Origin of the sequence: Stenotrophomonas sp. Nf1, from assembly GCF_003028475.1 — a bacterium.
GTDB lineage: Bacteria > Pseudomonadota > Gammaproteobacteria > Xanthomonadales > Xanthomonadaceae > Stenotrophomonas.
Window position 1 is genome coordinate 517,246 of record NZ_PYTV01000002.1, and the last position, 25,176, is coordinate 542,421.

General features: G+C 68.9%; 23 protein-coding genes. 7 read left to right on the forward strand and 16 right to left on the reverse strand.

Translation table 11 applies throughout. The features are described 5' to 3' along the window. The first annotated feature begins 56 nt into the window (after positions 1-56). The gene (locus C9412_RS06180; RefSeq protein ID WP_107230818.1) at positions 57-767 is read left to right on the forward strand and encodes a DUF2968 domain-containing protein; all 711 of its coding nucleotides are present in this window, start codon (positions 57-59) and stop codon (positions 765-767) included. Positions 768-841: 74 nt separating this feature from the next. On the opposite strand, the gene C9412_RS06185 is transcribed toward C9412_RS06180, so the two are convergent. Continuing rightward, entirely contained in the window at positions 842-1,228 is a 387-nt protein-coding gene (locus tag C9412_RS06185) for a hypothetical protein (RefSeq protein ID WP_107230819.1), read from the reverse strand. A gap of 186 nt (positions 1,229-1,414) precedes the next feature. On the opposite strand from C9412_RS06185, the gene C9412_RS06190 reads away from it, so the two are divergent. Further along, the gene (locus C9412_RS06190) at positions 1,415-2,239 is read left to right on the forward strand and encodes an alpha/beta hydrolase (RefSeq protein WP_107230820.1); all 825 of its coding nucleotides are present in this window, start codon (positions 1,415-1,417) and stop codon (positions 2,237-2,239) included. A gap of 582 nt (positions 2,240-2,821) precedes the next feature. Here the strand turns inward: C9412_RS06190 and C9412_RS06195 are convergent. From C9412_RS06195 to C9412_RS06225, 7 genes are all read right to left on the reverse strand, one after another. After that, positions 2,822-4,471: an MFS transporter gene (locus tag C9412_RS06195; protein WP_107230821.1), complete on the reverse strand. Its 1,650-nt coding sequence runs from the start codon at positions 4,469-4,471 to the stop codon at positions 2,822-2,824. Further along, positions 4,465-5,748, reverse strand: coding sequence for an alginate export family protein (locus C9412_RS06200; protein ID WP_107230822.1), 1,284 nt, complete (start codon positions 5,746-5,748; stop codon positions 4,465-4,467). Before C9412_RS06200 ends, C9412_RS06195 begins: the two co-directional genes overlap by 7 nt. Continuing rightward, positions 5,727-7,574 carry an amidohydrolase gene (locus tag C9412_RS06205; protein ID WP_181358750.1) on the reverse strand — a complete coding sequence of 616 codons (1,848 nt, stop codon included), beginning with the start codon at positions 7,572-7,574 and terminating at the stop codon, positions 5,727-5,729. Before C9412_RS06205 ends, C9412_RS06200 begins: the two co-directional genes overlap by 22 nt. Before the next feature lie 119 nt (positions 7,575-7,693). Next, entirely contained in the window at positions 7,694-8,119 is a 426-nt protein-coding gene (locus C9412_RS06210; protein WP_107230824.1) for a DoxX family protein, read from the reverse strand. A 2-nt stretch (positions 8,120-8,121) separates the two neighbouring features. Continuing rightward, positions 8,122-8,778 (reverse strand): hydrolase, encoded by a 657-nt coding sequence (locus C9412_RS06215; RefSeq protein WP_107230825.1) that lies wholly within the window; start codon positions 8,776-8,778, stop codon positions 8,122-8,124. Beyond that, positions 8,775-9,218, reverse strand: a complete 444-nt coding sequence (locus C9412_RS06220) for an AraC family transcriptional regulator (RefSeq protein ID WP_107230826.1) — start codon at positions 9,216-9,218, stop codon at positions 8,775-8,777. The genes C9412_RS06215 and C9412_RS06220 overlap by 4 nt, the downstream gene beginning before the upstream one ends. Positions 9,219-9,268: 50 nt before the next feature. After that, the gene (locus C9412_RS06225) at positions 9,269-9,601 is read right to left on the reverse strand and encodes a hypothetical protein (protein WP_107230827.1); all 333 of its coding nucleotides are present in this window, start codon (positions 9,599-9,601) and stop codon (positions 9,269-9,271) included. Between the two features lie 96 nt (positions 9,602-9,697). On the opposite strand from C9412_RS06225, the gene C9412_RS06230 reads away from it, so the two are divergent. Beyond that, on the forward strand, positions 9,698-12,727 hold the full coding sequence (locus C9412_RS06230; RefSeq protein ID WP_107230828.1) for a sensor histidine kinase: 3,030 nt from the start codon (positions 9,698-9,700) through the stop codon (positions 12,725-12,727). Next, complete coding sequence (locus tag C9412_RS06235; RefSeq protein ID WP_107230829.1) at positions 12,720-13,373, forward strand: response regulator transcription factor; 654 nt, start codon at positions 12,720-12,722, stop codon at positions 13,371-13,373. Before C9412_RS06230 ends, C9412_RS06235 begins: the two co-directional genes overlap by 8 nt. A 315-nt stretch (positions 13,374-13,688) precedes the next feature. Here C9412_RS06235 and C9412_RS06240 read toward each other — a convergent pair whose 3' ends face one another. Beyond that, the gene (locus C9412_RS06240; RefSeq protein WP_107230830.1) at positions 13,689-14,882 is read right to left on the reverse strand and encodes an MFS transporter; all 1,194 of its coding nucleotides are present in this window, start codon (positions 14,880-14,882) and stop codon (positions 13,689-13,691) included. Positions 14,883-14,975: 93 nt separating this feature from the next. Between C9412_RS06240 and C9412_RS06245 the strand changes: the two genes are divergently transcribed. Then, on the forward strand, positions 14,976-15,905 hold the full coding sequence (locus C9412_RS06245) for a LysR family transcriptional regulator (protein WP_107230831.1): 930 nt from the start codon (positions 14,976-14,978) through the stop codon (positions 15,903-15,905). Between the two features lie 7 nt (positions 15,906-15,912). Here C9412_RS06245 and C9412_RS06250 read toward each other — a convergent pair whose 3' ends face one another. The 5 genes from C9412_RS06250 to C9412_RS06270 form a co-directional block, all read right to left on the reverse strand. After that, complete coding sequence (locus C9412_RS06250) at positions 15,913-17,235, reverse strand: acyl-CoA thioesterase/bile acid-CoA:amino acid N-acyltransferase family protein (RefSeq protein WP_107230832.1); 1,323 nt, start codon at positions 17,233-17,235, stop codon at positions 15,913-15,915. Positions 17,236-17,332: 97 nt separating this feature from the next. Further along, entirely contained in the window at positions 17,333-18,064 is a 732-nt protein-coding gene (locus tag C9412_RS06255; protein ID WP_107230833.1) for a LytTR family DNA-binding domain-containing protein, read from the reverse strand. Further along, positions 18,061-19,116 (reverse strand): histidine kinase, encoded by a 1,056-nt coding sequence (locus tag C9412_RS06260; RefSeq protein ID WP_258190033.1) that lies wholly within the window; start codon positions 19,114-19,116, stop codon positions 18,061-18,063. Before C9412_RS06260 ends, C9412_RS06255 begins: the two co-directional genes overlap by 4 nt. Before the next feature lie 133 nt (positions 19,117-19,249). Then, complete coding sequence (locus C9412_RS06265) at positions 19,250-20,707, reverse strand: amidohydrolase family protein (protein ID WP_107230835.1); 1,458 nt, start codon at positions 20,705-20,707, stop codon at positions 19,250-19,252. Positions 20,708-20,759: 52 nt separating this feature from the next. Then, positions 20,760-21,461 carry an ankyrin repeat domain-containing protein gene (locus tag C9412_RS06270; RefSeq protein ID WP_107230836.1) on the reverse strand — a complete coding sequence of 234 codons (702 nt, stop codon included), beginning with the start codon at positions 21,459-21,461 and terminating at the stop codon, positions 20,760-20,762. Between the two features lie 112 nt (positions 21,462-21,573). Here C9412_RS06270 and C9412_RS06275 point away from each other — a divergent pair, with 112 nt between their 5' ends. Then, entirely contained in the window at positions 21,574-22,455 is an 882-nt protein-coding gene (locus tag C9412_RS06275; RefSeq protein WP_107230837.1) for a LysR substrate-binding domain-containing protein, read from the forward strand. Positions 22,456-22,525: 70 nt separating this feature from the next. On the opposite strand, the gene C9412_RS06280 is transcribed toward C9412_RS06275, so the two are convergent. Further along, complete coding sequence (locus C9412_RS06280) at positions 22,526-23,686, reverse strand: amidohydrolase family protein (protein ID WP_107230838.1); 1,161 nt, start codon at positions 23,684-23,686, stop codon at positions 22,526-22,528. Between the two features lie 187 nt (positions 23,687-23,873). On the opposite strand from C9412_RS06280, the gene C9412_RS06285 reads away from it, so the two are divergent. Continuing rightward, entirely contained in the window at positions 23,874-24,518 is a 645-nt protein-coding gene (locus C9412_RS06285; RefSeq protein WP_107230839.1) for a hypothetical protein, read from the forward strand. A 7-nt stretch (positions 24,519-24,525) separates the two neighbouring features. Here the strand turns inward: C9412_RS06285 and C9412_RS06290 are convergent, their stop codons facing one another. Next, the gene (locus tag C9412_RS06290; protein WP_107230840.1) at positions 24,526-25,158 is read right to left on the reverse strand and encodes a hypothetical protein; all 633 of its coding nucleotides are present in this window, start codon (positions 25,156-25,158) and stop codon (positions 24,526-24,528) included. Positions 25,159-25,176: the final 18 nt, after the last annotated feature.

The window sequence follows — 25,176 nt, forward strand, 5'->3', positions numbered from 1 at the left end:
CCCGGCGGGGAACCACCTTCATCTCAACCCACACTTCACCCGTGGATGGTCTAGACATGCGAGAAACTTCAGGGGGCGCGGTCTTCGCCCGGCACGCGCGCAGCGCGGCAGTGCTGGCCGTGGCCATGATGCTGGTGGCACCGGCGGCCATGGCGGCCCGTGGCGACCGCGCCGCTGCGACGGAAGAACCGGCGGCCCGCACTGCACCGGTCGTGCGCAACACCGTGGATGAGCTCAAGCAGTTGATGGATGCGCGCCAGCTGACCGAGCTGCGCACCACCTACAACGGCAACTACGGCGCCAGCCTGCTGTTCAACGCCAGCACGCTGACCTACTACGTCGCGCTGTTCCAGGAAAAGAACTTCTGGCGCGTGATCAAGACCGACGCCGTGGACAATGCCGAGCGCGTCTACCGCACGTTCGCGCAGCAGTCCGAGCAGCTCGCGCAGGTCTATATCGACACCACCCGCCTTGAAGCAGGCAAGCGCTACACCGAGCGTCTGGTGGCCTACAACGAGGCACGCCTGCGCACCCTGCAGCAGGAAATGGAACAGCAGCAGGCGCAGTCGGCACAGGTCAGCGCCGCGCTGCAGCAGGCCCAGCAGCAGGCGGTCAGCCTCAGCACCGACGTGCAGAGCACCAACAGCCAGCTGGACGCCCTGCAGCGCCGCATCCAGATCCTGCAGGCCGAACAGGGCAACCCGGAGTTGAGCCTGCCCAAGCCGGACAGCGTGCCGGCACCGGCTGCGGCCAGCGACGGTCGCTGAGCGCCGGTCTTCGCCCCCTCGCACAACGGCGCCCCAGGGCGCCGTTGTCGTTTCTGGCCTCCGATCAGTTCCGGTCAGCGGCAGGCGTCGTACACCGCATCATCCAGCTGGCGCCGTTGCACCAGATCCAACCGGGCGCGCCTGGCCAGCGCCGCCTGCCGTTGCCGGCGAGCGCGATCACAGGCGACGGGATCGGAACTGATCGCGATCAGCGCCGCCTGTGCACGCCGAGGCGGCATCGCAGCCGGTTTCGGCCGGCTCTCCCTGCTCTCCGTCACCGCCGCACCCGACGATGGCCCGGGTTCGGCCGCGACCTCCCAACGCCACTCGGCCCGGCCCTGGCAGGGCGTCTGCTGGTAGACCGGATGCGGTCCGTCCACGCACTTGTAGACGTTGGTCTGCGCCTGCACGTTCGCGACCAGCAACAGGCCCGGCAGCAGCAATGCGCAGGTTTTCAGCATCCGATCCGCACCCCGATGGCCCGGCCGCCATCGTCGGTGCCGGACCGCCTGTGCGCCAGAGCGAGAGGCGTCATGCCGGCAGCAATCCGGCACACCGGTGCAAGCCACCCGCGCGGTGCTGCGCTGTACTGCCCAGGGCCCGGCACTCCGCCCGGCGCCCTCCTCCCTTCCGCCAAGGAACCTGCAATGAGCAATTACGTCACCGTCGCCGATGGCACTCGTATCTTCTACAAGGACTGGGGAACCGGCCAGCCGATCGTGTTCGCCCATGGCTGGCCGCTGTCCGCCGATGCCTGGGACCCGCAGATGCTGTTCATGGGCCAGAACGGTTACCGCGTGATCGCCCACGACCGCCGCAGCCACGGCCGCTCCAGCCAGACCTGGGACGGCAACAACATGGACACCTACGCCGACGACCTGGCCGCGGTGATCGAAGCGCTGAACCTGAAGGACGCCATCCTGGTCGGCCATTCCACCGGTGGCGGTGAAGTGGCGCACTACATCGGCCGCCATGGCAGCAAGCGCGTGGCCAAGGTGGTGCTGGTCGGCGCCGTGCCGCCGCTGATGCTCAAGACCGCCGGCAATCCGGCGGGCACCCCGCTGGAGGTGTTCGACGGCATCCGCAAGGGCACCGGCGGCGATCGCTCGCAGTTCTTCAAGGACCTGACCACGCCGTTCTTTGGTGCTAACCGCGATGGCAACAGCGTCACCCAGGGCATGCGCGATGCGTTCTGGCTGCAGGGCATGCTGGGCGGCGTCAAGGGCCAGTACGACTGCGTGCACGAGTTTTCAGAAGTGGACTACACCGAGGATCTGAAGAAGATCGACGTACCGGCGCTGGTGGTACACGGCGACGATGACCAGATCGTGCCGTTCGATGCCTCGGCCAAGCTGTCCTCGCAGATCATCGCCAATGCCGAACTGAAGGTCTACGCCGGCGCCCCACACGGCCTGACGGTGACCCACGCCGACCAGTTCAACGCCGACCTGCTGGCGTTCGCCCGCAGTTGATATGCCGCGGCGGCGCCTCACCGCGCCGCCGCCTCTTCGGTAGTGCCGGCCGTTGGCCGGCAACCCGATCAATCCATTGCAATCTGCACAGCCGGCCAGCGGCCGGCTCTACCCGGGGCCGCTCAGATGCCGTTGTGGTGCCGCCGCCTCTTCGGTAGTGCCGGCCGCTGGCCGGCAACCCGATCAATCCATCGCAATCTGCACAGCCAGCCGGCGGCCGGCTCTACCCGGGGCCGCTCAGATGTCGTTGTGGTGCCACCGCCTGTTCGGTAGTGCCGGCCGCTGGCCGGCAACCCGATCAATCCATCGCAATCTGCGCAGCCGGCCAGCGGCCGGCTCTACCCGGGGCCGCTCAGATATCGTTGTGGTGCCGCCGCCTCTTCGGTAGTGCCGGCCGCTGGCCGGCAACCCGATCAATCCATCGCAATCTGCGCAGCCGGCCAGCGGCCGGCTCTACCCGGGGCAGCTCAGATGTCGTTGTGGTGCCGACGCCCCTTCGGTAGTGCCGGCCGCTGGCCGGCAACCCGATCAATCCATCGCAATCTGCACAGCCGGCCAGCGGCCGGCTCTACCCGGGGCCGCTCAGATGTCGTTGTGGTGGTGCGGAACCCCAGCCTTGGGCAGCGGGTCGTGGCCGCCGACGAAATGGCGCACCACCGGTGCGCGTTCACCGCGATGCAGCCCGCGCAGCACTTCCTGGATCGCCTTGTCATCGGCGGTGATGCGCTCGTGCTGGCGCAGGTGCTCCAGCCATGACGGGGTCACGAAATACTCCAGGTGGATGCCGGGGCTGGCCACATCCTCGACCACGCCCCAGACCACCGCGCCGTCGCGGCGACGGATCGTGCCCAGCGCGCGCATCTGCGCCTGGAATGCAGCGCGATCACCCTCCTCGATGCGGTACTCGATGGTCACCAGCACCGGGCCACGATCATTCGACACCGGCACCGACAGCTCCGGCGCCGGCCAATGCCCGGCCGGGCGCAGGTTCAGATCCTCGGTGCCGGCGATGCGTACGCGCCACACCAGCAGCCCGCCGATCACCGCGCCGGCCGCCGCCACCAGCAAGGCCAGTTCCGGTGAGGTGCGCTGCGCCAGCGCACCCCAGCTCAGGCCACCGGCGGCCATGCCTGCGGAGAACACCACGATGTACAGCGCCAACGCACGTGCGCGCACCCAGGCTGGCACCGCGGTCTGCGCCGCAATCTGCAACGACGACAGCACGGTGATCCAGGCGAAGCCGTTGATCAGCATCACCAGCGGCAGCACATACCAGCTGCGGGTCAGCGCCAGGCCGACCAGGCTCAACGCCAGCGAAAGCGTGGCCAGCAGCACCAGCAGGTCACGGTCCAGCCGCGCACGCAGCTTCGGCAGCAGCAGCGCCCCCCCCACCGCGCCGATCCCGATGCAGCCCAGCAGCATGCCGTACTGCCCCGCCCCACCGTGCATCTGCCCACGTACCACGACCGGCAACAGCGCGTTCATCGCGGCGGCGAAGAAGAAGAAACCGACCGACTTGATCAGCACCGCCTGCAACCGCCCGGCGCGGCTGGCGTAACGCAGGCCCGCCTTGAGGCCGGCGCCAAAGCCCTCCGGCGGCAGGCTGGACTGTTTCGGATCGCGCTTCCAGCCCCACACCACGAACAGCATCGCGGCAAAGGTGATCGCGTTGAATCCGAACGCCCACACCGCACCGAGCTGGGCGACGATCACGCCACCGATGGCCGGGCCGACCGAGCGCGCGATGTTGATGCCGATCGAGTTCAATGCCACTGCCGAGGCCAGCATCGGCTGCGGCACCAGCTCGGACACGATCGCTGCCTGCGCCGGCATCGCCATCGCCGTGCCGCAGCCCATGCAGAAGGTCAGCAGCACCAGCAGCTGCGGGGTCAGCAGATCCATTGCGGTCAAACCGGCCATCACCGCCGCCACCAGCAGCATCCAGCCCTGGGTCGCCAGCAGGTACCGGCGGCGATCGACGATGTCGGCCAGCGTGCCGGCCGCCAGCGCCAGCAGCACGATCGGTACCGTGGTGGCCGACTGCACCAGCGCCACCATCAACGGTGAACCGGTACGTTCGGCCATCACCCAGGCGGCGGCGACGTCGTTGACCCAGGTGCCGATGTTGCTGGCCAGGATCGCCAGCCAGATCGAGCGGAACATCCGGATCTTCAGCGGGGACCAGGCACCTGCGGCCTGTGCGGGAGGTTGCGACGCGCTTGCGTTCACCATTGCCATGCTCCAACGATCGAGGCGAACAGCGTGTCCTGGCCGCCGGCCTGCGTCAGTGCAGGTCCGGCGTCGACCCAGGCCAGCTGCAGCTGCCATTGCCAGTGTTCGCTGGCCTGCCAGCGGGTTTCGGATTTGTATTGGGTGCCGATCCGGCGTGCACCTCCGGCAGTGCCGGGCAAAGCCACCAGCGGTGCCGGCGTGGTGTACACCGCGTCGGCGCGACGCTGCTTCCAGGCCATCTGTACGCCCAGCTCCGTCGTCACCGTGTCGTGCAGGCGCAGCGACAGGGTCGGCTGCACGTCCATCAGATTGGCCGGAGCCAGCAGGCTGGCCTCGCTGAAATAGGCCGATTTCGGGAACAACGCGTTGAACGTGCCCAGCCGCCCATCGCGCAGGTTGCCATCGCCGCTGGCGATGTCGGCCTTCAGACCCAGCCGTGGTTGCAGCGGCAGGCGGCTCCAGCGCCAACCGGTATCGGTGGCCAGCGTCCACGCGCGGATGTCGAGGTCGCCGGTGGCGGTGCGCAGTTCACCGCCCTGCGCGACCAGCTCGCTGTTCCAGTCCAGTGCGCCGGCCTGGCCGAACCAGCGCGCGCCGACGGTCTGTCGACGCTCGATGCCAGCACCGGCGGCGAAGCGCGCAGCTTCGCGACGGTAGTCCAGCAGGTACAGATCCCATTGACCGGGCCAACGGCCGCGCGCGGTGGTGGCATATGCGCCCCACAGGTGCGCCCCCGGCTCACCGCGATCATCGAACGCGCCCGGCCGGTTCTGCACCGGTCGCAGCGCCATCAGATCCAGCGCACCCAGCCGTCCCTTCCAACCTGCACGGGCGCCATCGAAGGCCAGCCGGATGTTCGGCCCATCGCGCACCGACAGCAGGCGCGAGCTGCCATAGCCCGCTTCCTGCCGACCCAGCTGCAGGTGGAAGCTGCCACGCTGCCAGCGCCAGTACACCTGCTGCACATCCAGCGCACTGCGGTCAGTCCGGCCCGGGCCGCCCGCCTTGCCATTCTCGCCGTGCACGCCCAGCTGCAGCTTCGCCTGCCAGGTGTCCTCCACATAGCTGGCCGAAGCCAGCGCGCGCAGCAGGCCATAGCCATCTTCCGCGCCACCGATGCCGAACCGGGTCGGGTCGTAGTACAGACCGCGCACGCGCAGTGACGCGTCCCATTGCAGCTGGCCGTCGCCTGCTTCGATGCAACGGCCACCTTCGCAGGCCAGCGCCAGTGTCGGCGCAACCAGCAGCGCCAGACTCAGAACGCGAAGCACGAGCATCCCATCGCGCCCCAGAACGCGGTCAGATCGTCGGTGGGTGCGGCATGGTGCGCCGCATGCCCGTGCGCGCCGTGGGTGCTGCAGGCAACGCCGTGATGATGGTGGTGGGCCGCCGCCAGGCCGGTGGCTGCGCCGCCAACGTGGTAACCACCGAAGCGGTTCACCGGCGACCAGTCCGGCATCGCCGGCGGCAGCTGCGGGGCCAGGCCCGCATAGTCAGCGTCGGCGTGCACGATGCGACCACCGACCACCGTCAGCACGCTGGTGATGTCGGCGATCTGCGCGTCGTCGACGCGGAAGAAGTCAGCCGACAGCACGATGAAGTCGGCCAGCTGGCCAGCCTTCAAGGTGCCCTTCACTGCCTCATCGCCGGAGAACCAGGCACTGCCTTGGGTCCACAGGCGCAGCGCCTGTTCGCGCTCCAGCAGGTTCTCATCGCCGTACAGGGCCAGGCCACCGACGGTGCGCCCGGTCACCAGCCACGACAGCGCCACCCACGGGTTGTAGCTGGCCACACGGGTGGCATCGGTGCCGGCGCCGACCGGCACGCCCTCGGCCAACATCCGCTTCACCGGTGGCGTATGCCGCGCGGCCTGCACACCATAGCGCTCGACGAAGGCCTCGCCCTGGTAGGCCATGCGGTGCTGCACGGCGATGCCACCGCCAAGCGCACGGATGCGCTCGATGTTGCGCGGTGTGATGGTCTCGGCGTGATCGATGAACCAGTGCAGGCCGTCGAACGGCACTTCACGGTTGACCTGCTCGTAGACGTCGAGGATGCGGCTGATGCTCTCATCGTAGGTGGCGTGGATACGGAACGGCCAGCGCTTCTCGACCAGCAGCCTGACCACATCGTGCAGCTGCGGCTCCAGCTCCGGCGGCAGCTCCGGACGTGGCTCATTGAACAGCTCGAAGTCGGCGGCCGAGAACACCAGCATCTCGCCCGCACCATTGTGGCGAAGCAGGTCATCGCCCTGGCGCGGCTGCAGGATCTCGCTCCAACCACGGAAGTCATCCACTTCCTTGCCCTTGTTCTGGGTGAACAGGTTGTAGGCGATGCGCACGGTCAGCTGGTCATCGCGATGCAGCTGCTCGATGACCTGGTAGTCCTCGGGATAGTTCTGGAAACCACCGCCGGCATCGATCACCGAGGTGATGCCCAGCCGGTTCAGTTCGCGCATGAAGTGGCGGGTGGAATTGGCCTGGTACTCGATCGGCAGGCGTGGTCCCTTGGCCAGCGTTGCGTACAGGATCAGCGCGTTGGGCTTGGCCAGCAGCAGGCCGGTCGGGTTGCCGAGCGAATCACGCACGATCTGCCCACCCGGCGGGTCGGGGGTGTCCTTGCTGTAACCACACGCACGCAGTGCGGCGCGGTTGAGCAGCGCACGGTCGTACAGGTGCAGCAGGAACACCGGCGTATCCGGCGCGATGTCGTTGAGCTCCTGCAGGGTCGGCAAGCGCTTCTCGTTGAACTGCGCGGCGGTGAAACCTCCCACCACACGCACCCATTGCGGCGCCGGGGTGCGATCGACCTGGGCCTTCAGCATCGCCATCGCGTCGGCCAGCGAACGCAGGCCATCCCAGCGCAGTTCCAGGTTGTAGTTCAGGCCGCCACGGATCAGGTGGGTGTGGCTGTCGTTGAGCCCCGGCAGCAGGCGCCGGCCCTGCGCATCGATCAGGGTCGCTTCGTTGCCCCACTCGCGCATGATCTCCGCGTCGCTGCCGACGGCGACGATGCGCCCTTCCTGCACGGCCAACGCCTGTGCATGCGGCTGCTGCGGATCAAGCGTGGTGATGCGGGCATTGCGGATGACCAGCGTGCTCATGCGACGCTCCTTGGAAGTGGAATCGAGTGCAGCACCGGCGCGGCCGGCCAGGCCCAGCGCCACGGCAGCGCCGCTGGCCAGCACCACGTTGCGGCGGCCGTGGTCGAGTGGATCGTGACTCATGCGAAATCTCCCGGAAGGCGTTGACCGTCCAGCGCCCAGGCGCCGGGGCCGGTCAGCGCGAGGGCCAGCAGTACCGCCGTCCACATCAACGGGTACTCCGTGCCGCCGCGCATCCAGAACCAGCCCTTGGGCAGGGCCAGCAGTACGGTGAAGCCGATGAAGGCGGCGGCAACCAAGGCGGCGATGCGGGTCTGCCAGCCGAGCAGGACCGCCAGGCCGGACAACACCTGTGTCAACGCCAGCAGCAGCGGCAGCGGTGCCATGGCCGGCAGCCCGAAGCCGCGCAGCTCGGCGGCGAAGCCGGCCAGGCCCGGGCCGCCCGACCAGCCGAACAGCTTGCCCAGTGCGTGCGGCAACAGGAAGCCTCCCGCCGCCACGCGCAGCATCAGCAGGGCCAGGTCGAGGCCATGGCCGGCCATCATGCTCAGTGCCCGCCTTCCTGCGCGCCGAACATGCGCTTGGCGTACTGGATGCCGATGCCATAGCCGCCGGCGTGGTCACCGGCGATGCCGGTGGTCAGCGCGTAGGTTTCACCGCGCGCCCAGTCGCGCTGCAGCTCCAGCAGGTACTGCACACTGGTCATCGGCACCGCACCGGCCTGCACCATGCGGGTGATCGCGCGCTCGTGCGCTTCCTCGCTGACGTCGCCGCAGGCATCGGTGATCACGTAGACCTCGAAGCCCTGCGCCAGTGCCGACAGGGCCGGGCCCACGATGCAGACACTGGTCCACAGCCCGGCCATCACCAGCCGACGCTTGCCGATGCGGTTGATCTCATCGATCACCGGCTGGTCTTCCCAGGTGTTCATCGAGGTGCGGTCGAACACCGGCTGCTCCGGGAAGATCGCCGGCAGCTCGGGGAACATCGGGCCGGAGAACGAGGCTTCGGCCACGGTGGTCAACACCACTGGAACATTGAAACCCTTGGCGCCCTTGCTGATCAGCGAGACGTTGTTGCGCAGCGCGGAGATGTCGATGGTGTGGGTGGCAAAGGCCATCTGCGACTGGAAGTCGATCAGCACCAGGGCATGGTCGGTCGGCGACAACAGGGACGGGGCGGGCGTGGCGGTGGCAGGGTTCATGGGTGGACTCCGTTGGAAACATGGTCGGTAGGAAGACGCAATCCGGCATCGCCGGCCAGGTACTGACCGGGGCTGCAGCCGGTCTCGGCGCGGAAACTGCGTACGAAATGGCTCTGGTCGAAGAAGCCCAGCTGCTGCGCCAGGCTGCACATCGGCAGCTGCGCGGAGGGAAGCAGCTGACGGGCGCGCTCGATGCGCCGCCGCCGCACATAGCGCAGCGGACTGGCGCCAGTGCCGCTGCGGAACAGCCGTACCAGATGGAAACGGCTGACGCAGGCCGCTTCGGCCAGCTCGGTCACCCGCAGGGGCTGCGACAGATGCTCATCGACATAACGCAGCGCACGCTGCAGTGCCGCCATCTGGTGCGGAGCCAAGGCAACGGCGGGCGAAACCGGTGGAGAAGCGATAGCCATCGGGGATGCCGCGAGGGGGTGGCCCATGGTGCGTGGCGACGGCTCGACGCCCTACCCCCGACGGTCGGGGCCGGCACTTACCCGAATGGGGGAGGCCGACGGCCGAGCACACGGCGCCCGAACCATCGCGCGTCCAGCGAATAGGCACCGGGCCCGAGCAGCAGCAGGGCCAGCGGCAGCAGCGCCACCGGCCATGGCATCGCCTGCGCCTGCAGGCCGAGGACAGCCAGCGCGGCCGCCAACGGCGTCAACACGCCCGGCACCAGCATCGCCGCCGCCAGCAGGCACAGCAGCGCCAGCCATCCGTCCTGCGTTCCAGGCAGGCACAGGGTGGCGGCCACGCACAACCGCAACCACAGCAGGCCGACGCCCGGGCCACGGTCGGGAAACATCACGAACAGGCGCTGCATCGCCGCGCTCCATGGGGCATGCCGGCGTGATAGCCGATGCAGACGCACCACGCCTACCCCGTTAGGGTCACCCCGGCCTGCCCCGCACCTGCCAGAATGCGCCTCATGCGTGGCCGCCCCTTCCCGTTCCTGCGTCGCCTGCCGGCGCTGCTGACGTGCCTGCTGCTGTTGACTGCCCTGCCCGCGCTCGCCGTGCAGCATCCGCTGTCGGGCAGTGGCCTGCCCGGCTACGAGCACACTGCGTGGCGGGTCGGCCAGGGCGCGCCCGGTGACATCTGGGACATCGCCCAGGACCGCGATGGGCTGCTGTGGTTGGCCACCGGTTCGGGCCTGTACCGCTTCGACGGGCGCCGCTTCGAGCGGCAGTCGCCCCCCGTGGGCAGCCGCTTCCCGTCCACCAACATGGTCACCCTGGCCGTCGGCCGCGATGACACGATGTGGATCGGCTACTTCCAGGCCGGCATCAGCCAGCTCGCCGCTGGCCAGCTGCACAACTACGGCCGGGCACAGGGCGTGCCGGTCGGGGTGGTGCCGCATTTCAGCCAGGACCGCGATGGCCGGCTGTGGGCCGCGATCAACGGCGGACTGCGCCGGTTCGATGGCCAACGCTGGCAGCCTCTGCCGAGCAGTGCCGGCCTGCCGGAACGCCGCGTGCAATGGGTGCTGCACGACAGTCGCGGCACCTTCTGGGTCCTGGCCGACCTCAGGATCTGGATGCGCGGGCCGCAGCAGGCGGCCTTCGTCGACACCGGCATCGCGGTCTCGCAGATGGCGACGCTGGCGGAAAGCCCGAGCGGTGAGGTGTGGCTGGCCGACCGCATCCGCGGCACCTCGCCGCTGGCCAACGCGCAGGGCGTGCTACCCGAGCGCGAGCGCGAGGCGCGACGCCTGCCGGAGCTGGTCGCGGCCCGTCTCCAGTTCACCGCCGACGGCGCCCTGTGGGCCACGATGAGCCCGCATGGCGGCGTGGCCCGGGTCACCTTCGAAGGCACCCAGGCCGTACGCATGGAGCGTTTCGATTCGCCGCACGGGCTCACTGCCACCTCGGCCGTACCGATCATCGCCGACCGCGAGGGCAACCTCTGGGTCGGCACCAATCTGGGCCTCAACCGCTTCCGCGCGCGCAGCGTGCACACTCTCACGGTCGGCCCCAGCGATCCCTACCGCTCGCTGGTGCGCGCCAGTGACGGCCGGGTGTACGGCTACGGCGAAGATCTCAAACCGTACGACCTGCGCCGCAGTCTGCTGCAAGGCAGTGCCGCGCAGCTGCAGGCCGCCGCGCGGCAGGCGCCCACACCGATCTGGCAGTTCGACTGGATCAATCTCGCCCGCACCCAGGGCGGCCGTACCACACTGATTCCGCTGCCCGCACCGTTCACCGGGCAGCCCCTGCATGCGCTGCTGTTTCCCGATGATGCGCAGGCCTGGGTGTGCACCGGCGAGCGCGGCGTGCTGCACTACCAGGGCGGCCAGTGGCAGCGCGAGCGGCGCCTGCCCGAGCAGGCCTGCTCTTCGCTGGGCCTGGATGCCGACGGGCAACTGCTGCTGGGCTATGCCGATGGTGGCCTGCGTCGGATGGGCGCGACGGCCATCGAGACCTTCGGCAGCGCACAGGGTCTTTCGGTAGGGCCGGTGACCGCCGTGCTGCAGCACCAGGACCTGCTGCTGGTGGCCGGCGAAGCCGGACTGGCCGCGCGCGTCGGCGAGGGTCGATTCGTTGCCGTGCGTACCGACATGGCCGGCGTGCTCGAAGGCATCACCGGCATGGTCGCCGATGCGCGCGGGCATCTGTGGCTCAACGGCAGCCGCGGTCTGGTGCGGCTGGAGAGCGCGCAGCTGCGTCGTGCACTGCGTGCCGGGCTGCCGGTGACGCCGCGCCTGTTCGATGCCGTGGACGGCATGCCCGGCATCGCGCTGCAGAGTGGGCCGATCTCCACCGCGGCGTTGGCGGCGGACGGCCTGCTGTGGCTGGCCACCAACCAGGGGCTGGCGTGGCTGGACACCACCCGTTCGCATGTCAACACCATGGCCCCCAGCGTGCGCATCGGTGACGTGCTGTACGGCAGCGAGCAGCAGCCCTTGCACGACGGCCTGCGCCTGCCGGCCGGCACCAGCCAGCTGCAGATCGACTACGTGGCGTTGTCGCTGGCGCGACCGGAGCGCAACCGCTACCGCTATCGCCTGTCCGGCGTCGATGATGGCTGGCAGGACGCCGGCAGCAGCACGCGCGCGTACTACACCAACCTGGCGCCGGGCAGTTACCGCTTTGAAGTGGAGGCGGCCAACGAAGACGGCATCTGGAGCACGGCACCGGCACAGCGCAGCTTCCGCATCGCCCCCACCTTCATGCAGACCGTGTGGTTCAAGCTGTTGTGCGCGGCCACCGTGCTGGCGCTGCTGGTGATGGCCGTACGCATCCGCAGTGGCCAGTTGGCGGCACTGTTCCGCGCGCGGCTGCAGGAGCGCCACGGCGAACGCGAGCGCATCGCCCGCGACCTGCACGACACCCTGCTGCAGGGCAGCCAGGGCCTGATCCTGCGCCTGCACGCGATCAGCCAATCAGCACAGACACCCGAGCCGGTGCGCAGCCAGCTGGAGTCGGCGATGCAACTGGCCGAACGCAATCTGGCCGAGGGCCGCGAGCGGGTCAATGCACTGCGCGACGGCCCCTTCGCCGGTCGCGACCTGGCCTCGGCACTGGCCGATGTGCATGCCGAGTACGCCGGGCACGGTACCAATCCGCTGCGCCTGACCGTGGAAGGCGCACTGCCATCGTTGCAGGCCGACGCCGCCGAGGAAGTGTTCCTGATCGGCCGCGAGGCCATCCGCAATGCCTTGCGTCATGCCCATGCCAGCGCGATCGAAGTGGAGCTGTCCTACGGCACGCGCTGCTTCCTGCTGCATGTGCGCGATGATGGCGTCGGTATTGCCGATGAGAACGCCGCGCATGGCCACTGGGGCCTGCAGGGCATGCGCGAGCGCGCGCAGCGGCTCGGCGCCGAGCTGCAGTTGTGGACCCGCCCCGGGCTGGGCACTGAAGTGGCGCTGGCGGTTCCGGCGCGACGCTTGTATCACCGCCGCGCGCCGCGTTGGCGCTGGCCCTGGAGCAGACCTGAGCATGACTGAGACCCCTTCCCCGATCGGCGTACTGGTGGTGGATGACCATCCGTTGCTGCGTGACGGCCTGGCGGCCTTGTTGGGCGCGCACGCCGACCTGCGCCTGCTGGGCGAAGCCGCCGATGGCGAAGAGGCCATCGCGCGCTACCAGCAGCTGCAGCCGGATGTGGTGTTGATGGACCTGCAGATGCCGCGCCTGGATGGCGTGGAAGCCATCGTGCGGATCCGTGCGATGGATCCACGCGCGCGCATCATCGTGCTGACCACCTACCGCGGTGACGTGCGCGCCGTGCGCGCCCTGCAGGCCGGCGCCAGCGCCTATCTGCTGAAGGACATGCTGCGCCACGAGCTGGTCGATACGATCCGCATGGTGGCGGGCGGTCGCCGCGCGCCGATTCCACCGGCGGTAGCCGCCAGCATCGCCGCACATGTGGTCGAAGACCGGTTGTCCCCGCGCGAGACCGAAGTGCTGCGGCACGTGGCCGGCGGGTTGTCGAACAAGCGCATCGGCGAGCGCATGCAGATTTCCGAGCAGACCGTGAAGGCGCACATGAAGAGCCTGATGGACAAGCTCGGCGTCGGCGACCGCACGCATGCGGTCACCCAGGCACTGCGGCGCGGCATCATCAGCCTGGACGACAGCGGTCACGATTAGGGGGGTGTTCGGCAGGGCTTGCAGCCCTGCACCCACGGCCACATCCATGCGGCTGACACCCCGCACTCCGACACCGCCCTACCTCTGACAGATTCCGATGGCTGTTGGTAGATGTCGACCTTGGTCGACACGGTAGATCCACGCCATGCGTGGATGAACGTTGTCAGATACCGAAGTACATCCGGGGTCAGATCCGTTTTCCTGCGAAAAACGGATCTGACCCCAAAAGCCGTTCCAACAGGCCGCAGGAATCTGTCGAAGGCGGGGTGGGTCCGGTTGCGGGGGTGCAGGGCTGCAAGCCCTGCCAAACAACCTTTACTTCAAACGCAGCAGCAGACTGCTGCCCGCACACACCACCGCCAGCCAGGCCACGCCGTGCCATCCCCACTGCGCCAGCGCCAGGCTGCCCAGCGCGCCACCGGCCGCCATGCCGATGAACATGCCCGTGAACAGCAGCGCATTGAGGCGACTGCGTGCCGGCGGCACCAGGCCGTAGACCAGCGTCTGGTGTGCCACCAGCGCCGACTGGAACCCGAAGTCGAACAGCAGCGCGCTCACCACCAGCAGCGGCAGCAGCGCGGCGGCCGGCAGCCAGGTCTCGGCCAGCAGCAGGCCAAAACCCAGCAGCGCCACCGCGATCGCCAGCCGTGCCACCGCGTGGCACCCCAATCGATCGGCGAAGCGGCCGGCGAACGGCGCGGCCAGCGCACCGGCCGCTCCGGCAATGCCGAATGCACCTGCCGCCGCGCTGCCCAGCCCCAGGCAGGCGTGCAACATCAGCGCCAGGGTCGACCAGAACGCGCTGAAGCCCACGGCCAGCAACGACTGGCTGGCCACCGCGCGGCGCAGCTGCGGCTGCTCACGCCACAACGCCAGCAACGAACCCAGCAGCGCCGGGTAGCGCAACGTAGTGGTCGGTGCGAAACGCGGCAGTGCGCGTGCCATCACCGCACCCATCGCCGCCACCGACAGCGCAGCCAGCACGAACTGGGTACGCCAGCCCCACGCCTCGGCCACCACGCCACTGACCACCCGTGACAGCAGGATGCCGAGCAACAGGCCGGTCATCACCCGGCCGACGATCTGCCCGCGCTGCGCATCCGGCGCCAGCACCGCAGCGGCCGGCACGATGTCCTGCGCCAGCGTGGCCATCAGCCCCACCAGCAGGCTGGCCATCAGCAGGCCCGGCAGGTGCCCGGCCATCGCTGCCGCGCCCAATGCCAGTGCCAGCAGCGCGGACTTCAACAGAATCAGGGTGCGGCGGTCGAAACGGTCACCCAGCGGTGCCAGCAGCAGGATCCCCAGCGCATACCCCAGCTGGGTCAGGGTCGGCACCAGGCCGGCCGCGCGCTCCCCCGCGCCAAGGTCCTGGGCGATCAGGCCCAGCATCGGTTGGCTGTAGTAGAGCGAGGCCACCGAGAAGCCGGCGCCGGCCGCCATCGCCAACACCAGCGGGGTGGACGGGGCGGCTGCGGGCACGGCGGCGACGGACAGCGAGGGGGTAGACATGGGGCAGTCCCGTGGGAGAAGTGGGCGTATCGTGCCTATATTCATCCAACGTCTGTAGTAGGCTGATTCGCATACCATTCATACGCCATACGCATGACAGACCTCGCCACCGGCGCTGATCGCCTGGACCTTCTGCGTACCTTCCTGCGCATCGTCGATGCGGGCAGCCTGTCGGCCGCGGCCGTGCAGCTGGGAACCACCCAGCCCACCGTCAGCCGCCGCCTGCAGGCGCTGGAGCGGCAGCTGGGCCTGCGCCTGCTGCAGCGCTCCACCCACGGCCTGCAGCTGACCGAAGATGGCCTGCGCTGCCAGCGCCATGCGCAACGCGTGGTTGACGAATGGGAGTCGCTGCAGGCCGAACTCCAGGGCGAACCAGAAACGCTGCGCGGACGGCTGCGGGTGATGGTGCCGCACGCGTTCGGTCAGGCGCAGCTGCTGCCGACCATGCTGGCCTTCCTCGCCCGGCATCCACAGCTGAGCCTGGAGTGGATCCTGGAAGATCGCCGCCCGGATTTCATCGCAGAAGGCATCGACTGCGCGGTGCGGGTGGGCCCGGTCGACGAACCGCGCATGGTCGCACTGCCGCTCGCCGAAGTGCCGCGCATCGTCGTGGCAGCGCCCTCGCTGGTGCAGGCCGCCGCGATCAGCACACCAGAACAGGCGCAGTCCCTGCCGTGGATCTCGCTGGTCACCTACTACCGCGAACGCCTGCTGCTGCATGATGCACAGGGGCGTGCGCATACCCTTTCAATCAGCCCACGCCTGCTCAGCGACAACCTGTTCGTAGTGCAGCAGGCCGCGCGCGCCGGCTTGGGCGCGGCCGTGGTCTCGGCCTGGCTGGTCGCCGAGGACCTGGCACAAGGGCGCCTGGTGCAGCTGCTGCCGGACTGGCAGGCGCCGGCACTGCCGGTACACGTCGTGTTTCCTGCCGCGCGCCAGCAGCCGCCACGGCTGCGCGCCTTCATCAATGCGATGAAGGCCGCACTGCCACAGCTGCACGGAATGCGGCCGGCACCGCATTAGCGCCCGCTCACAACGCCTCGGCCAGGAACGCCAGCACGGCCGGGCCCACTTCACGGTCGGCGCGCGCATGGCCTTCGGCGGTGCCCCCGACTTCAATGAACGGACCCACGTCATGGCGATGGGAGCTCGGCTGCAGAATCGGTGTGATCAGATGCCCCGCATCGGGGTAGTAGAGGAACCGGTCGCGATCACCTCGCCCTGCTTCGGCCAACCGACGCTGGGCAACGGCCATCATCACGCCGGAGTCGCCCAGGCGGTCATCGCCGCCTCCCACCCACAATGTCCGTGCGGCGATCGTTTCGATCGGCAGCATCGCCGCCTGCAATGCCGGCGCCCACTGCGGCCCCGGCCGTCCCCAATCCACATCCTCCCGATACGGCAGCCACGCCAGCGGTTTGCCCTGCCAACTCAGGGGTGAGCGATCCACGGCCCTGAAATCGGCCGGGGCAACGTCGCGGGCAATGCCACGGAAAGGGGCCGGACTGCCAACCCAGGACACCGCCGCGCGCAGCGTGGGCAGATGGACGGCGGTGGCCATGGTTGCGATCCCGCCCCAGGAACCACCCAGCAGACCGACCCGCTGCGGATCCACGCCAGGCTGCCGCTGAAGCCAGTGCACCGCATCACCGATGGTCTCCAGCGGCACGTCAATCAGATCCTTGGGCACACCGGGCCCGCGATACCACGCAATCGACACGGCGATGTAGCCGTTGCTGGCCAACCAGGCAGCGTACTGGTCGCCGCCCTCGAAGCCGCCTTCCGCGCCACCCAGCGTCACCAGCGCCGGCCCTCGTGTCCGGGCGGGCCTGTCCGCTGGCAGGTACAGATGCGCCTCGCGCCCGCCGATATCAACCCGTTGCACCCGCACCCCAGGCAGCATCAGGTGACGCTGCAGGGTCTGCCGTGCAACGACCGAACCAGCCTGCTCCACTTCCAGTTCGAACGTCTGCGGCAGGAAGCCCATGCCATCGGCCGCGCGTTGCCAATGCAGCGGCATTGCACTGGCGCGCCCCTGCTGCGGCTGCATCGACCAGATCAGTCCGCCCGCATCGATGCCCCGGTAGCTTCCCTGCTCCGATCCGCTGCCGGTGGTATCAACCTGGCCACGCAGATCGGCACGCAGCACGGCCTCTGACTGCCAGCGCTGGCCCCGGCTGTCCTGCATCGACAGGCGCAGGCGCACCGTCTCGGCAACGGCAAGGCCCTCGACCTTGATCACCGGAATACGATCAGCACGCCCGTGCTGGTCATCAACCTCAACGCGGACATCGGCCATCGCCGGGATCGCCAGCGCACACAGCAACCATCCCCACCCCGCTCGTTTCCGCATGTCCTGCCCTCTTCCGCAAAAGGGAGAGCGTGCCCGGAGGGAGCGGCATCTACCGCAGGAACCGGCGTCGATGGTGCCAACCGTGCCACGGCTGGCCTCAACCGTGTTTCAGCCGCGCGTCCAGGGCGGAGGCCAAGGCGGTGCGATAGCTGCGACTGACCGGCACCTGCACGCCCCCGGCCAGCTCAAGCAGCGCATCGCCGTTGTGACGCTCGACCACGCCCTGCACGCGCAACGGGTTGACCAGCACCGAGCGATGCACGCGCAGCAGGCCGCCCGGCGCCAGGCGCTCGGCCAACCGCGCGATCGTCTCGCGCAGCAGATGCAGGCGCTGCCCGACGTGGACGCACGCATAGTGCCCGGCCATGTCGATGTAGTCGATCTGCGCCAACGGTACGTACTGCGTTCCACCCACGGCCGGCACGGCCAGAACCTGCGCATTGGCCTGCTCATCGTCGAGCAGCCCGGCCAGGCGACGCACCCGCATGATCGCTTCCTGGAGTCGTGGCAGCGCAACCGGCTTGAGCAGATAGTCGGCCACCCCCAGCTCGAAGGCCTGCAGCGCATGCTGTGGCAGCGCCGTCACGAATATGGTGTGCGCGGCCAGCGCAGGCTGCTGCGCCGGCAGTTCCCAGCCGCGGCCATCGGGCAGTACCAGATCCAGCAGCAACAGATCGAAGCGTCGCCCCAGCAGCCGCTGTCGCGCCTGGTCCAGGCTGGCCGCTTCAGCATCGACCCTGACCTGCGGAATGTGCGCCAGCAACTCACGCAGGCGGTGACGCGCCAATGCCACGTCATCCACCAGCAGCACGCTCAACGGGCGCATCATGCCGCTTGTCCCGGCAGGAACAGGCAGACCCTGTAGCCGCTGCCGCTGTGGCCGGCCTGCAGATGGCCACCGATCATCGTCAACCGGCGCTGCAGTGTGGCCAGGCCACTGCCGAGGCCTACGTTGCGCGCAGCACGCAGGCAGGGATTGAACACGGCCACCTCCAGCACGCTGCCCTGTACCTCCGCTGTCAGTTCGATCTGCAGCAGCGGGTCCCCCGCCTGCCAGCCACTGTGCAGCACCGCGTTCTCGATCAGCGGCTGCAGCAGCAGCCCCGGCACGGGCCAGTGCAGGGCCTCGGCGCTGGCCTGCAGGTGCAGATGCAACGCCTCGTCATGCAACAGCGACTGCAGGGCCACGTAATCCTGTGCAGCGCCCAGCTCATCTGCCAGCGGACGTTGCGCCGGGCATTGCAGGGTGTCGCGCAGCAACGAGGACAGCTGCACCAGGGCCGCGTCTGCCGCCAGTGGACGCAGCAGCGCCAGGCCACCGATGGCATTGAGTGCGTTGAACAGGAAATGGTGCTGGAGGTGCTGCCGCAGGGCGACTTCGCGGGCCAGCCGCAGGGCCTGCGATTGCGCGTTCAGCCGCTGCAACCAGGCCAGGCCGTGACCGGTACCGGCCACTGCGATGAAGGTGGGAAAGGCAAACAACGTGGTGATGCCGATTGCTCGGGCCACCTGGCGCGACGACGGCAGCGGCTGCGCCTGCCACAGCTGCAGCAGCAGATGGCCCAGCCCCCAGCCCAGCGCAGTCAATGCCGGTGTCAGCAACAGGCCCAGCAACAACCAGCCGATCAGAGAGCGCCGCCCCGGCAAGGGCCAGCGCCGGCAGGCCGCCCACAGCGCTGGCGTCGCCAGCATCCAGGGCAGCTCGGCACCGACGATGAACAGCGCCGCTGGCACCAGGCCACCCGGTTGCTGACTCAGGTGCACCGCCGGCACTGCGGTGGCGATCAGCAGCGCCCACAACCCCAGCATGACCACGCGTGGGCGCGGTAACGACAACGGTGCTTCGGGGGCAGGCAACACACAGGCGGGGGCAACGGACATGCACAGCGTCGAACGGGAACCAGCCACCATGCTAGGCGCCCGCGCCCGATCCTTCCCGTGCCGGAAGCAAGGGCGTCAATCGATGAAGGGGTCGGATCCCTTTCCGAAGGAAAGGGATCCGACCCCGGGGCCTTCAGTTGGCCTTGGCAGCCTCAACATTCCAGGCGGCCACCTTGGCCTTGGTATCGGCCAGCATCTTGTCCAGCGCCGCACGGTCATAGACGTTGCCGCGCAGAATCACGCTGTCGATCTTTTCGGTGGCGGCGATGTCCTGCAGCGGATTGGCGGCCAGCAGCACCAGGTCGGCCGCCTTGCCCTGCGCGATGCCGCCGTAGCGATCCATCTGGCCGAACCAGGCCGGGCCGGAACGGGTTGCCGCCGACAATGCCTGCGGTGCGCTCAGGCCCTCCTTCACGAACAGCTGCAGTTCCTGGTGCAGAGCGATGCCCGGGAAATTGTACGAGTTGAGGAAGCCGGCATCGGTGCCGGCGATGATCGTCACACCGGCCTCCTGCAGCAGCGGCAGCACCGCCGCCACCTGGTGGTACTGCGCGTGCCGGGCTTCGATCTGTGCCGGCGTGGCCTTGGCCGCGCGGTCCACGCGCCATTGGTAGGTCGCGCGCAGGCCCGGGCCGATGTAGGCCAGGTACGGATCGTCGGCATGGTCATCCTGGTCGAGGAAGTCCAGGATGCGGCCACCGTTGAGCGTGGGCGTGACGAACACACCGCGCTTGGCGAAATCACGATAGGCGTGCATCGCGGTGTCGCGGTCGAAACTGGCGTCGAGCCGGCGGTTGGCTTCAGCACGGTCGATGCGGCCGGCAGCGAAGTCGGCGGCGATCTGCGCCTCGTCCTTGCTGCCGGCCTTGAACGCATAATCCAGGTGCTCGATCGAGGCCAGGCCGGCGTCGACCGCCTGCTCCACGGTCAGTGCCATCGGAATATGGCCCGAGGCCTTGAAACCCGCCTTGCGCGCGGCACTGGCCGAGTACAGGAACAGCTCCGGCTTCAGCGTGCTGTCGGTGATCTTCACGAAATCGACCTTGTCGCGCTGCAGGCGGGTGATGGCCTTGTCCACATCGCCCTCGCTGCCCACTTCGATGGTGCCCTTCCAGACCGGCTTGATGCCCTCGATCTTCGCACCCGAGCTGAGCAGGCGCGGGCCGAACAGGGTGCCCCTGGCGATCTCGCCACGCCACTGCAGCACCTGCTCGGGCAGGTCGCCGGAGCAGTCACGGACGGTGGTGATGCCATGGGCGATGTACAGCGGCAGCAACGCCTTGTTCTCTTCGATCAACGCCGGGCCACCGCCGAAGTGCACGTGCATGTCCCACAGGCCGGGAATCAGGTACTTGCCCTGCGCATCGATCTGCCGGGTGGTCTTCCACTGGGTAAGCAGCTGCGCGTCCGGGCCGACCGCGACGATGTCCTCGCCACGGATCACCACGCTCTGCCCCGCCAGGCTGCGGGCGTGCTCGACATCGACCACGGTGGCATTGCGGATCAGCAGGTCGGCGCGCTCGGCCGCTGCGGCCGACAGCGGTGCAACGGCAAGAAGAATGGCGAAGGACAGCGGACGGGAACGGAACATGGACAGCATCCTGGTGGGCACGCGCAGCGTGCGGGGTGGAAGGGGTCGGGCTTCAGCGTGCCGCGCCGTGCTGGCGCAGCAGGGTTTCAATCTGCGAGTAGCCACGCTGACGCGCGTGGGCCAATGGGGTCACGCCATCGCCATCGGCCAGCTCGGGGTCGGCGCCGGCGTCCAGCAGCAGCTGCACGATCTGCACATGACGCGGCCCGCCATCGCCCAGCAGGATCGCTTCCAGCAGTGCGGTCCAGTGCAGGCGGTTGACGTGATCTACCGCCACGCCTGCGCGCAGCAACGTGCGCACGGTGGCGACGTGGCCGCGCTCGGCGGCCGGAATCAGCGCGGTGCCGCCATAGCGGTTGGTGCTGCGCAGGTCGGCGCCGTGCGCCAGGGTCATCGCCAGGATCTCATCGAGGCCACGCGCGCCGGCATACAGGTAGGCGCTGTCCTGCAACGCGTCCTTGGCATTGACGTCGGCCCCGGCCTCGATCAGTTCGCGCGCGGCATCCACGTTGTTGCCATGGGTGGCCAGCAGCAGTGCGGTGCGCCCCTGCCCGTCGCGGGCCTCCAGATCAGCGCCCTGCGCGATCGCCTCGCGCACGGCCTCGGCATCGCCGCGGCTGGCGGCATCGCGCAGATGGCCATCGGCCTCGGCCCTGGAGGTGGCGGTGCAGGCGGGAGTCACCAGCGCCAGCAGGCACACCAGCAGCACGCGCGGCAACGGCGCCAGCCAGGCAGGGCAACGATGAAAGCGCATGTCGGTGTCTCCTCCTGTCCGGTACCGCGCGGCGCGCGCGATGGCCGGGCATTGCCGGTCGTTGTCCCGCATGGTAGAAGTCGCCCCGGGTATCCAGAAGTGAAATGTTCAAATGCCAGACAGTGCCAAATCGAATAGAACCCTGTTCGAGCTGGACCTGCTGCGGGCACTGGTGATGGTGGCCGACTGCGGCAGCTTCACCACAGCCGCCACGCGCCTGCATTCGACCCAGTCCACGGTCAGCCAGAAGGTGCGGCGGTTGGAGGAACTGGCCGGGCATCGCCTGCTCGAACGCGGCCACCGCGACGTGCACCCGACCGACGCCGGCCACACCCTGCTCGGCTACGCGCGGCGCATGCTCGACCTGAACGAGGAAATGGCCCAGGCGCTGGCCGGCGCCACCGTGGAAACCGCCGTCCGCATCGGCGTGCCGGAGGACTTCGTCAACGCGCAGACCACGCGGATGCTGGCGGCCTTCAGCCGCCGCCACCCGCAGGTCAAGCTGGAAATCAGCAGCGGCCTCAGCCGCGACCTGGCCCACGGCTTCGACCATGGCGAACTGGACCTGGTGCTGGTCAAGCAGCGCCGCAACAGCCGCCAGGCCGTGCATTGCCGGCGCGAGCCGATGCACTGGATCGACAGCCTGCGCAGCAGCTGCCTGCTGCAGGACCCGCTGCCGCTGGTCACCTTCCCGCCGCGCGGGCTGTACCGCGACGAGATGATCCACGCGGTGGAAGCGCTGGGCCTGCGCTGGCGCATCGCCTTCACCAGCTCCTCGCTCAGCGGCATCCAGGGCGCGGTGGCCGATGGCATCGGCATCAGCCTGTTGCCGCGCCGCGCAGTCAGCCGCGAGCACCGCATCATCGATGGAGAACGCGACCTGCCGGTGATCGACAACTACGAGATCGGCCTGCTGCATCGCGCCGACGCCGACGACGCGGTGCGTGCCCTGGCCAGCGAGCTGTGGCGCCAGGTGCAGCGCGAACCGGATTGATCGCGATAGATCCACGCCATGCGTGGATGCGGCCACCCCGCGACCATGCGCATCCACGCATGGCGTGGAGCTACTGCCAGCGGCCGTCGACCACCACGCGGCGTTCCACCGGCACCCCTGCCACCGCCGCTGGACCATGATCGGCGCGTACCGCCACGAAGGTCGCCGGCAGGCCCTCGGCCACGCCATGCTGTGGCAGCCCGATCACCTGCGCGGCATGGGTGCTGACCATGTCCAGCGCCAGCATCAGGTCGGTGTCGGTGTAGAACCCGGAGCGGTAACCGAGCAGCATCGCCCGCTGCAGCAGATCGCCATTGCCATACGGCCACCAGCAGTCGCGGATGTTGTCGTTGCCGGCGAACACGCGCACGCCGGCGTCATGCAGCGCGCGCAGCGGAGGGAACGGATGGTCACCCGGTGCATTGCTCATGATCGCGACGCCGGCCGAGGCCAGTGCCTCGCCCACCTGCAGCGCGCGCGCCAACGGCACCTCGCCGAGTGCGTACGCATGGCTGACCGCCACACGCCCCTGCAGGCCGGCGGCACGGGTACGCGCGGCGATGCGCAGCAGTTGGGCCAGTCCGGTCTCACCTGGCTCATGCAGATGGATGTCCAGCTGCACCCCATAGCGCTCGGCCAGCCCGAACAGCAGTGCCAGCTGGCCTTCGGCGTCGCCGTCCAGCGTGGTCGGGTCGATGCCACCGAGCACTTCCACGCCCGCCGCCAGCGCCTGTTCCAGTACCGCCGCCGTACCCGCACGGGACATCACCCCGGCCTGCGGGAACGCCACCAGCTGGATCCGCATGATGTCGGCGCAGCGCAGTGCCGCCTCGCGCACCGCCTGCAGATGGTCCAGGCCGGTGCTGCCATCGACATCGACGTGGCAGCGCATGGCCACCGTGCCGAAGCCGCTGCACTGGCGGATCAGGGCTTCGGCGCGATCGGCCATCGGTGCGGCGGTGGCCAGTGCAGCCTTTTCCACCGCCAGCCGCTCGCGCAGCGTGTTGACCGGTTGATGCGAATGCCAACGGTCACCGACAAAGCTCTTGTCCAGGTGGATATGGCCATCGACCAGCCCGGGCAGGACGCTGAAGCCGGTCAGATCGACGCATTCCGCACCTTCGGAGGCGCGCGCCGCACCATTGAGATCGCGGATGCGGCCATCACGGATATGGAAATGCAGCGGTGCGCCATCGCGGTCGACGGCTCCGTGGACGAACTGCAGGGTCATCGGGAACTCCCGGGAAAGCCAAGGCAATGGCCGTTATCGTGCGCGCCACGGCGGCCATCGGCCAACGAAATATATGGATGCCACGCATTCGAAGGAACACTGAATGCTTCCGCCGCCGCCGATCGCAGCTACGCCCCGGACACCGCTGAACGGGTACCATAGGCGCCTGTTTCCGCTGTGATGCCGCATGGGCCCGTCCGACCGCCACGATCGTCTCCGCCGCTGGCAGGCCGCGTCGCTGCTCGCTGCTGCCCCGATCGCCAGCCTGTCCGCCACCGATGCTGCGGCCACGGCACCGCTGCAGGCGCCGCCGGGCCAACAGCGCATCGCGCCGGCCGCGCTGGTCGAGCGGCTGCACCAACGCGTGCTGTCCGGGCAGAGTGCAACGGCCACTCTGGAGCACTGGTGCGCCGAACACGGCCTGGCCGAGCAGGCACGCGTGCGCGCGGTGCGGGTGCATGGCCAGGACAAGCCGGCCCCGGCCGATGTCCTGCAGGCACTGGGCGCAACGCAGCCGGATATGCCCTTGCGCTACCGCCGCGTGCAGCTGGTGTGCGGCAGCCGCGTGCTGTCCGAGGCCGACAACTGGTACCTGCCCGGTCACCTCAGCCCGGCCATGAACCAGGTGCTGGACAGCACCGACGAACCGTTCGGCCGCGTGGTCGGCCCGCTGGGCTTCCAGCGCCAGACCCTCACCGACCAGACCTTCTGGCCACCGCGCGGTGAGGGCGACCACGGCGTCATCCTGGAAGTGCGCGCCCTGTTGCGCGACCGCCAGCAGCAGCCCTTCAGTTACGTCATCGAGTCGTATCTGGTGCAGGCGCTGCCGTAACGCGCCGCTACTGACCCGTGATTGCGTTGGCGGCCGGGTCCACCGAAAACACGAAACGCCCGCCGTGCTGGTCCCTGCCCCACGTCATCGGCGCCGTGGTCAGGCTGTAGACCGGGCTCGCCTTGTCCAGGCCGAACGCCTCGGACCAGGCGCTGAAATCCTCCCCGGTACGGCTGCGGATCTCGCCGACGCACAGGCTGTAGCCGCAGGCAAAGGACACCAGCGTGCCGTCCCTGCCGATGAGGCGGGTCGCAGCGTCCTTGTAGAGACCCGTCAGGTCCTGCACTTCCGGGCGGCTGGACGCATCGCGCTCGAACTGGCCGATTGCCTGTGCAAACGCCTTGTCCGAAACCAACACCGCCTCGCTCTTCTGCGCAGACACCCCGCCATCGGCCATCAGCAGGCGCTCACCCTCGAGGAAGTGACCCTCCACGTTCGCGGGCCCGTGGGCAGCCGTCGCGCCCGCCGTTGCCGTTGCCGATGCCGCGCGCGGCGATCCAGCATCGCTGGCTGCGACGGACCGGGATCGCACCGCCGCCGCATCGACCACCTCCGTCGCCTCGTCCACGCTGCCCGCCTGGCTGCCGCTGCAGCCGGCCAGGACCACCACTGCCATCACACTCCACACCCTGACATCCATGCGCCTGCTCCTCCGTGT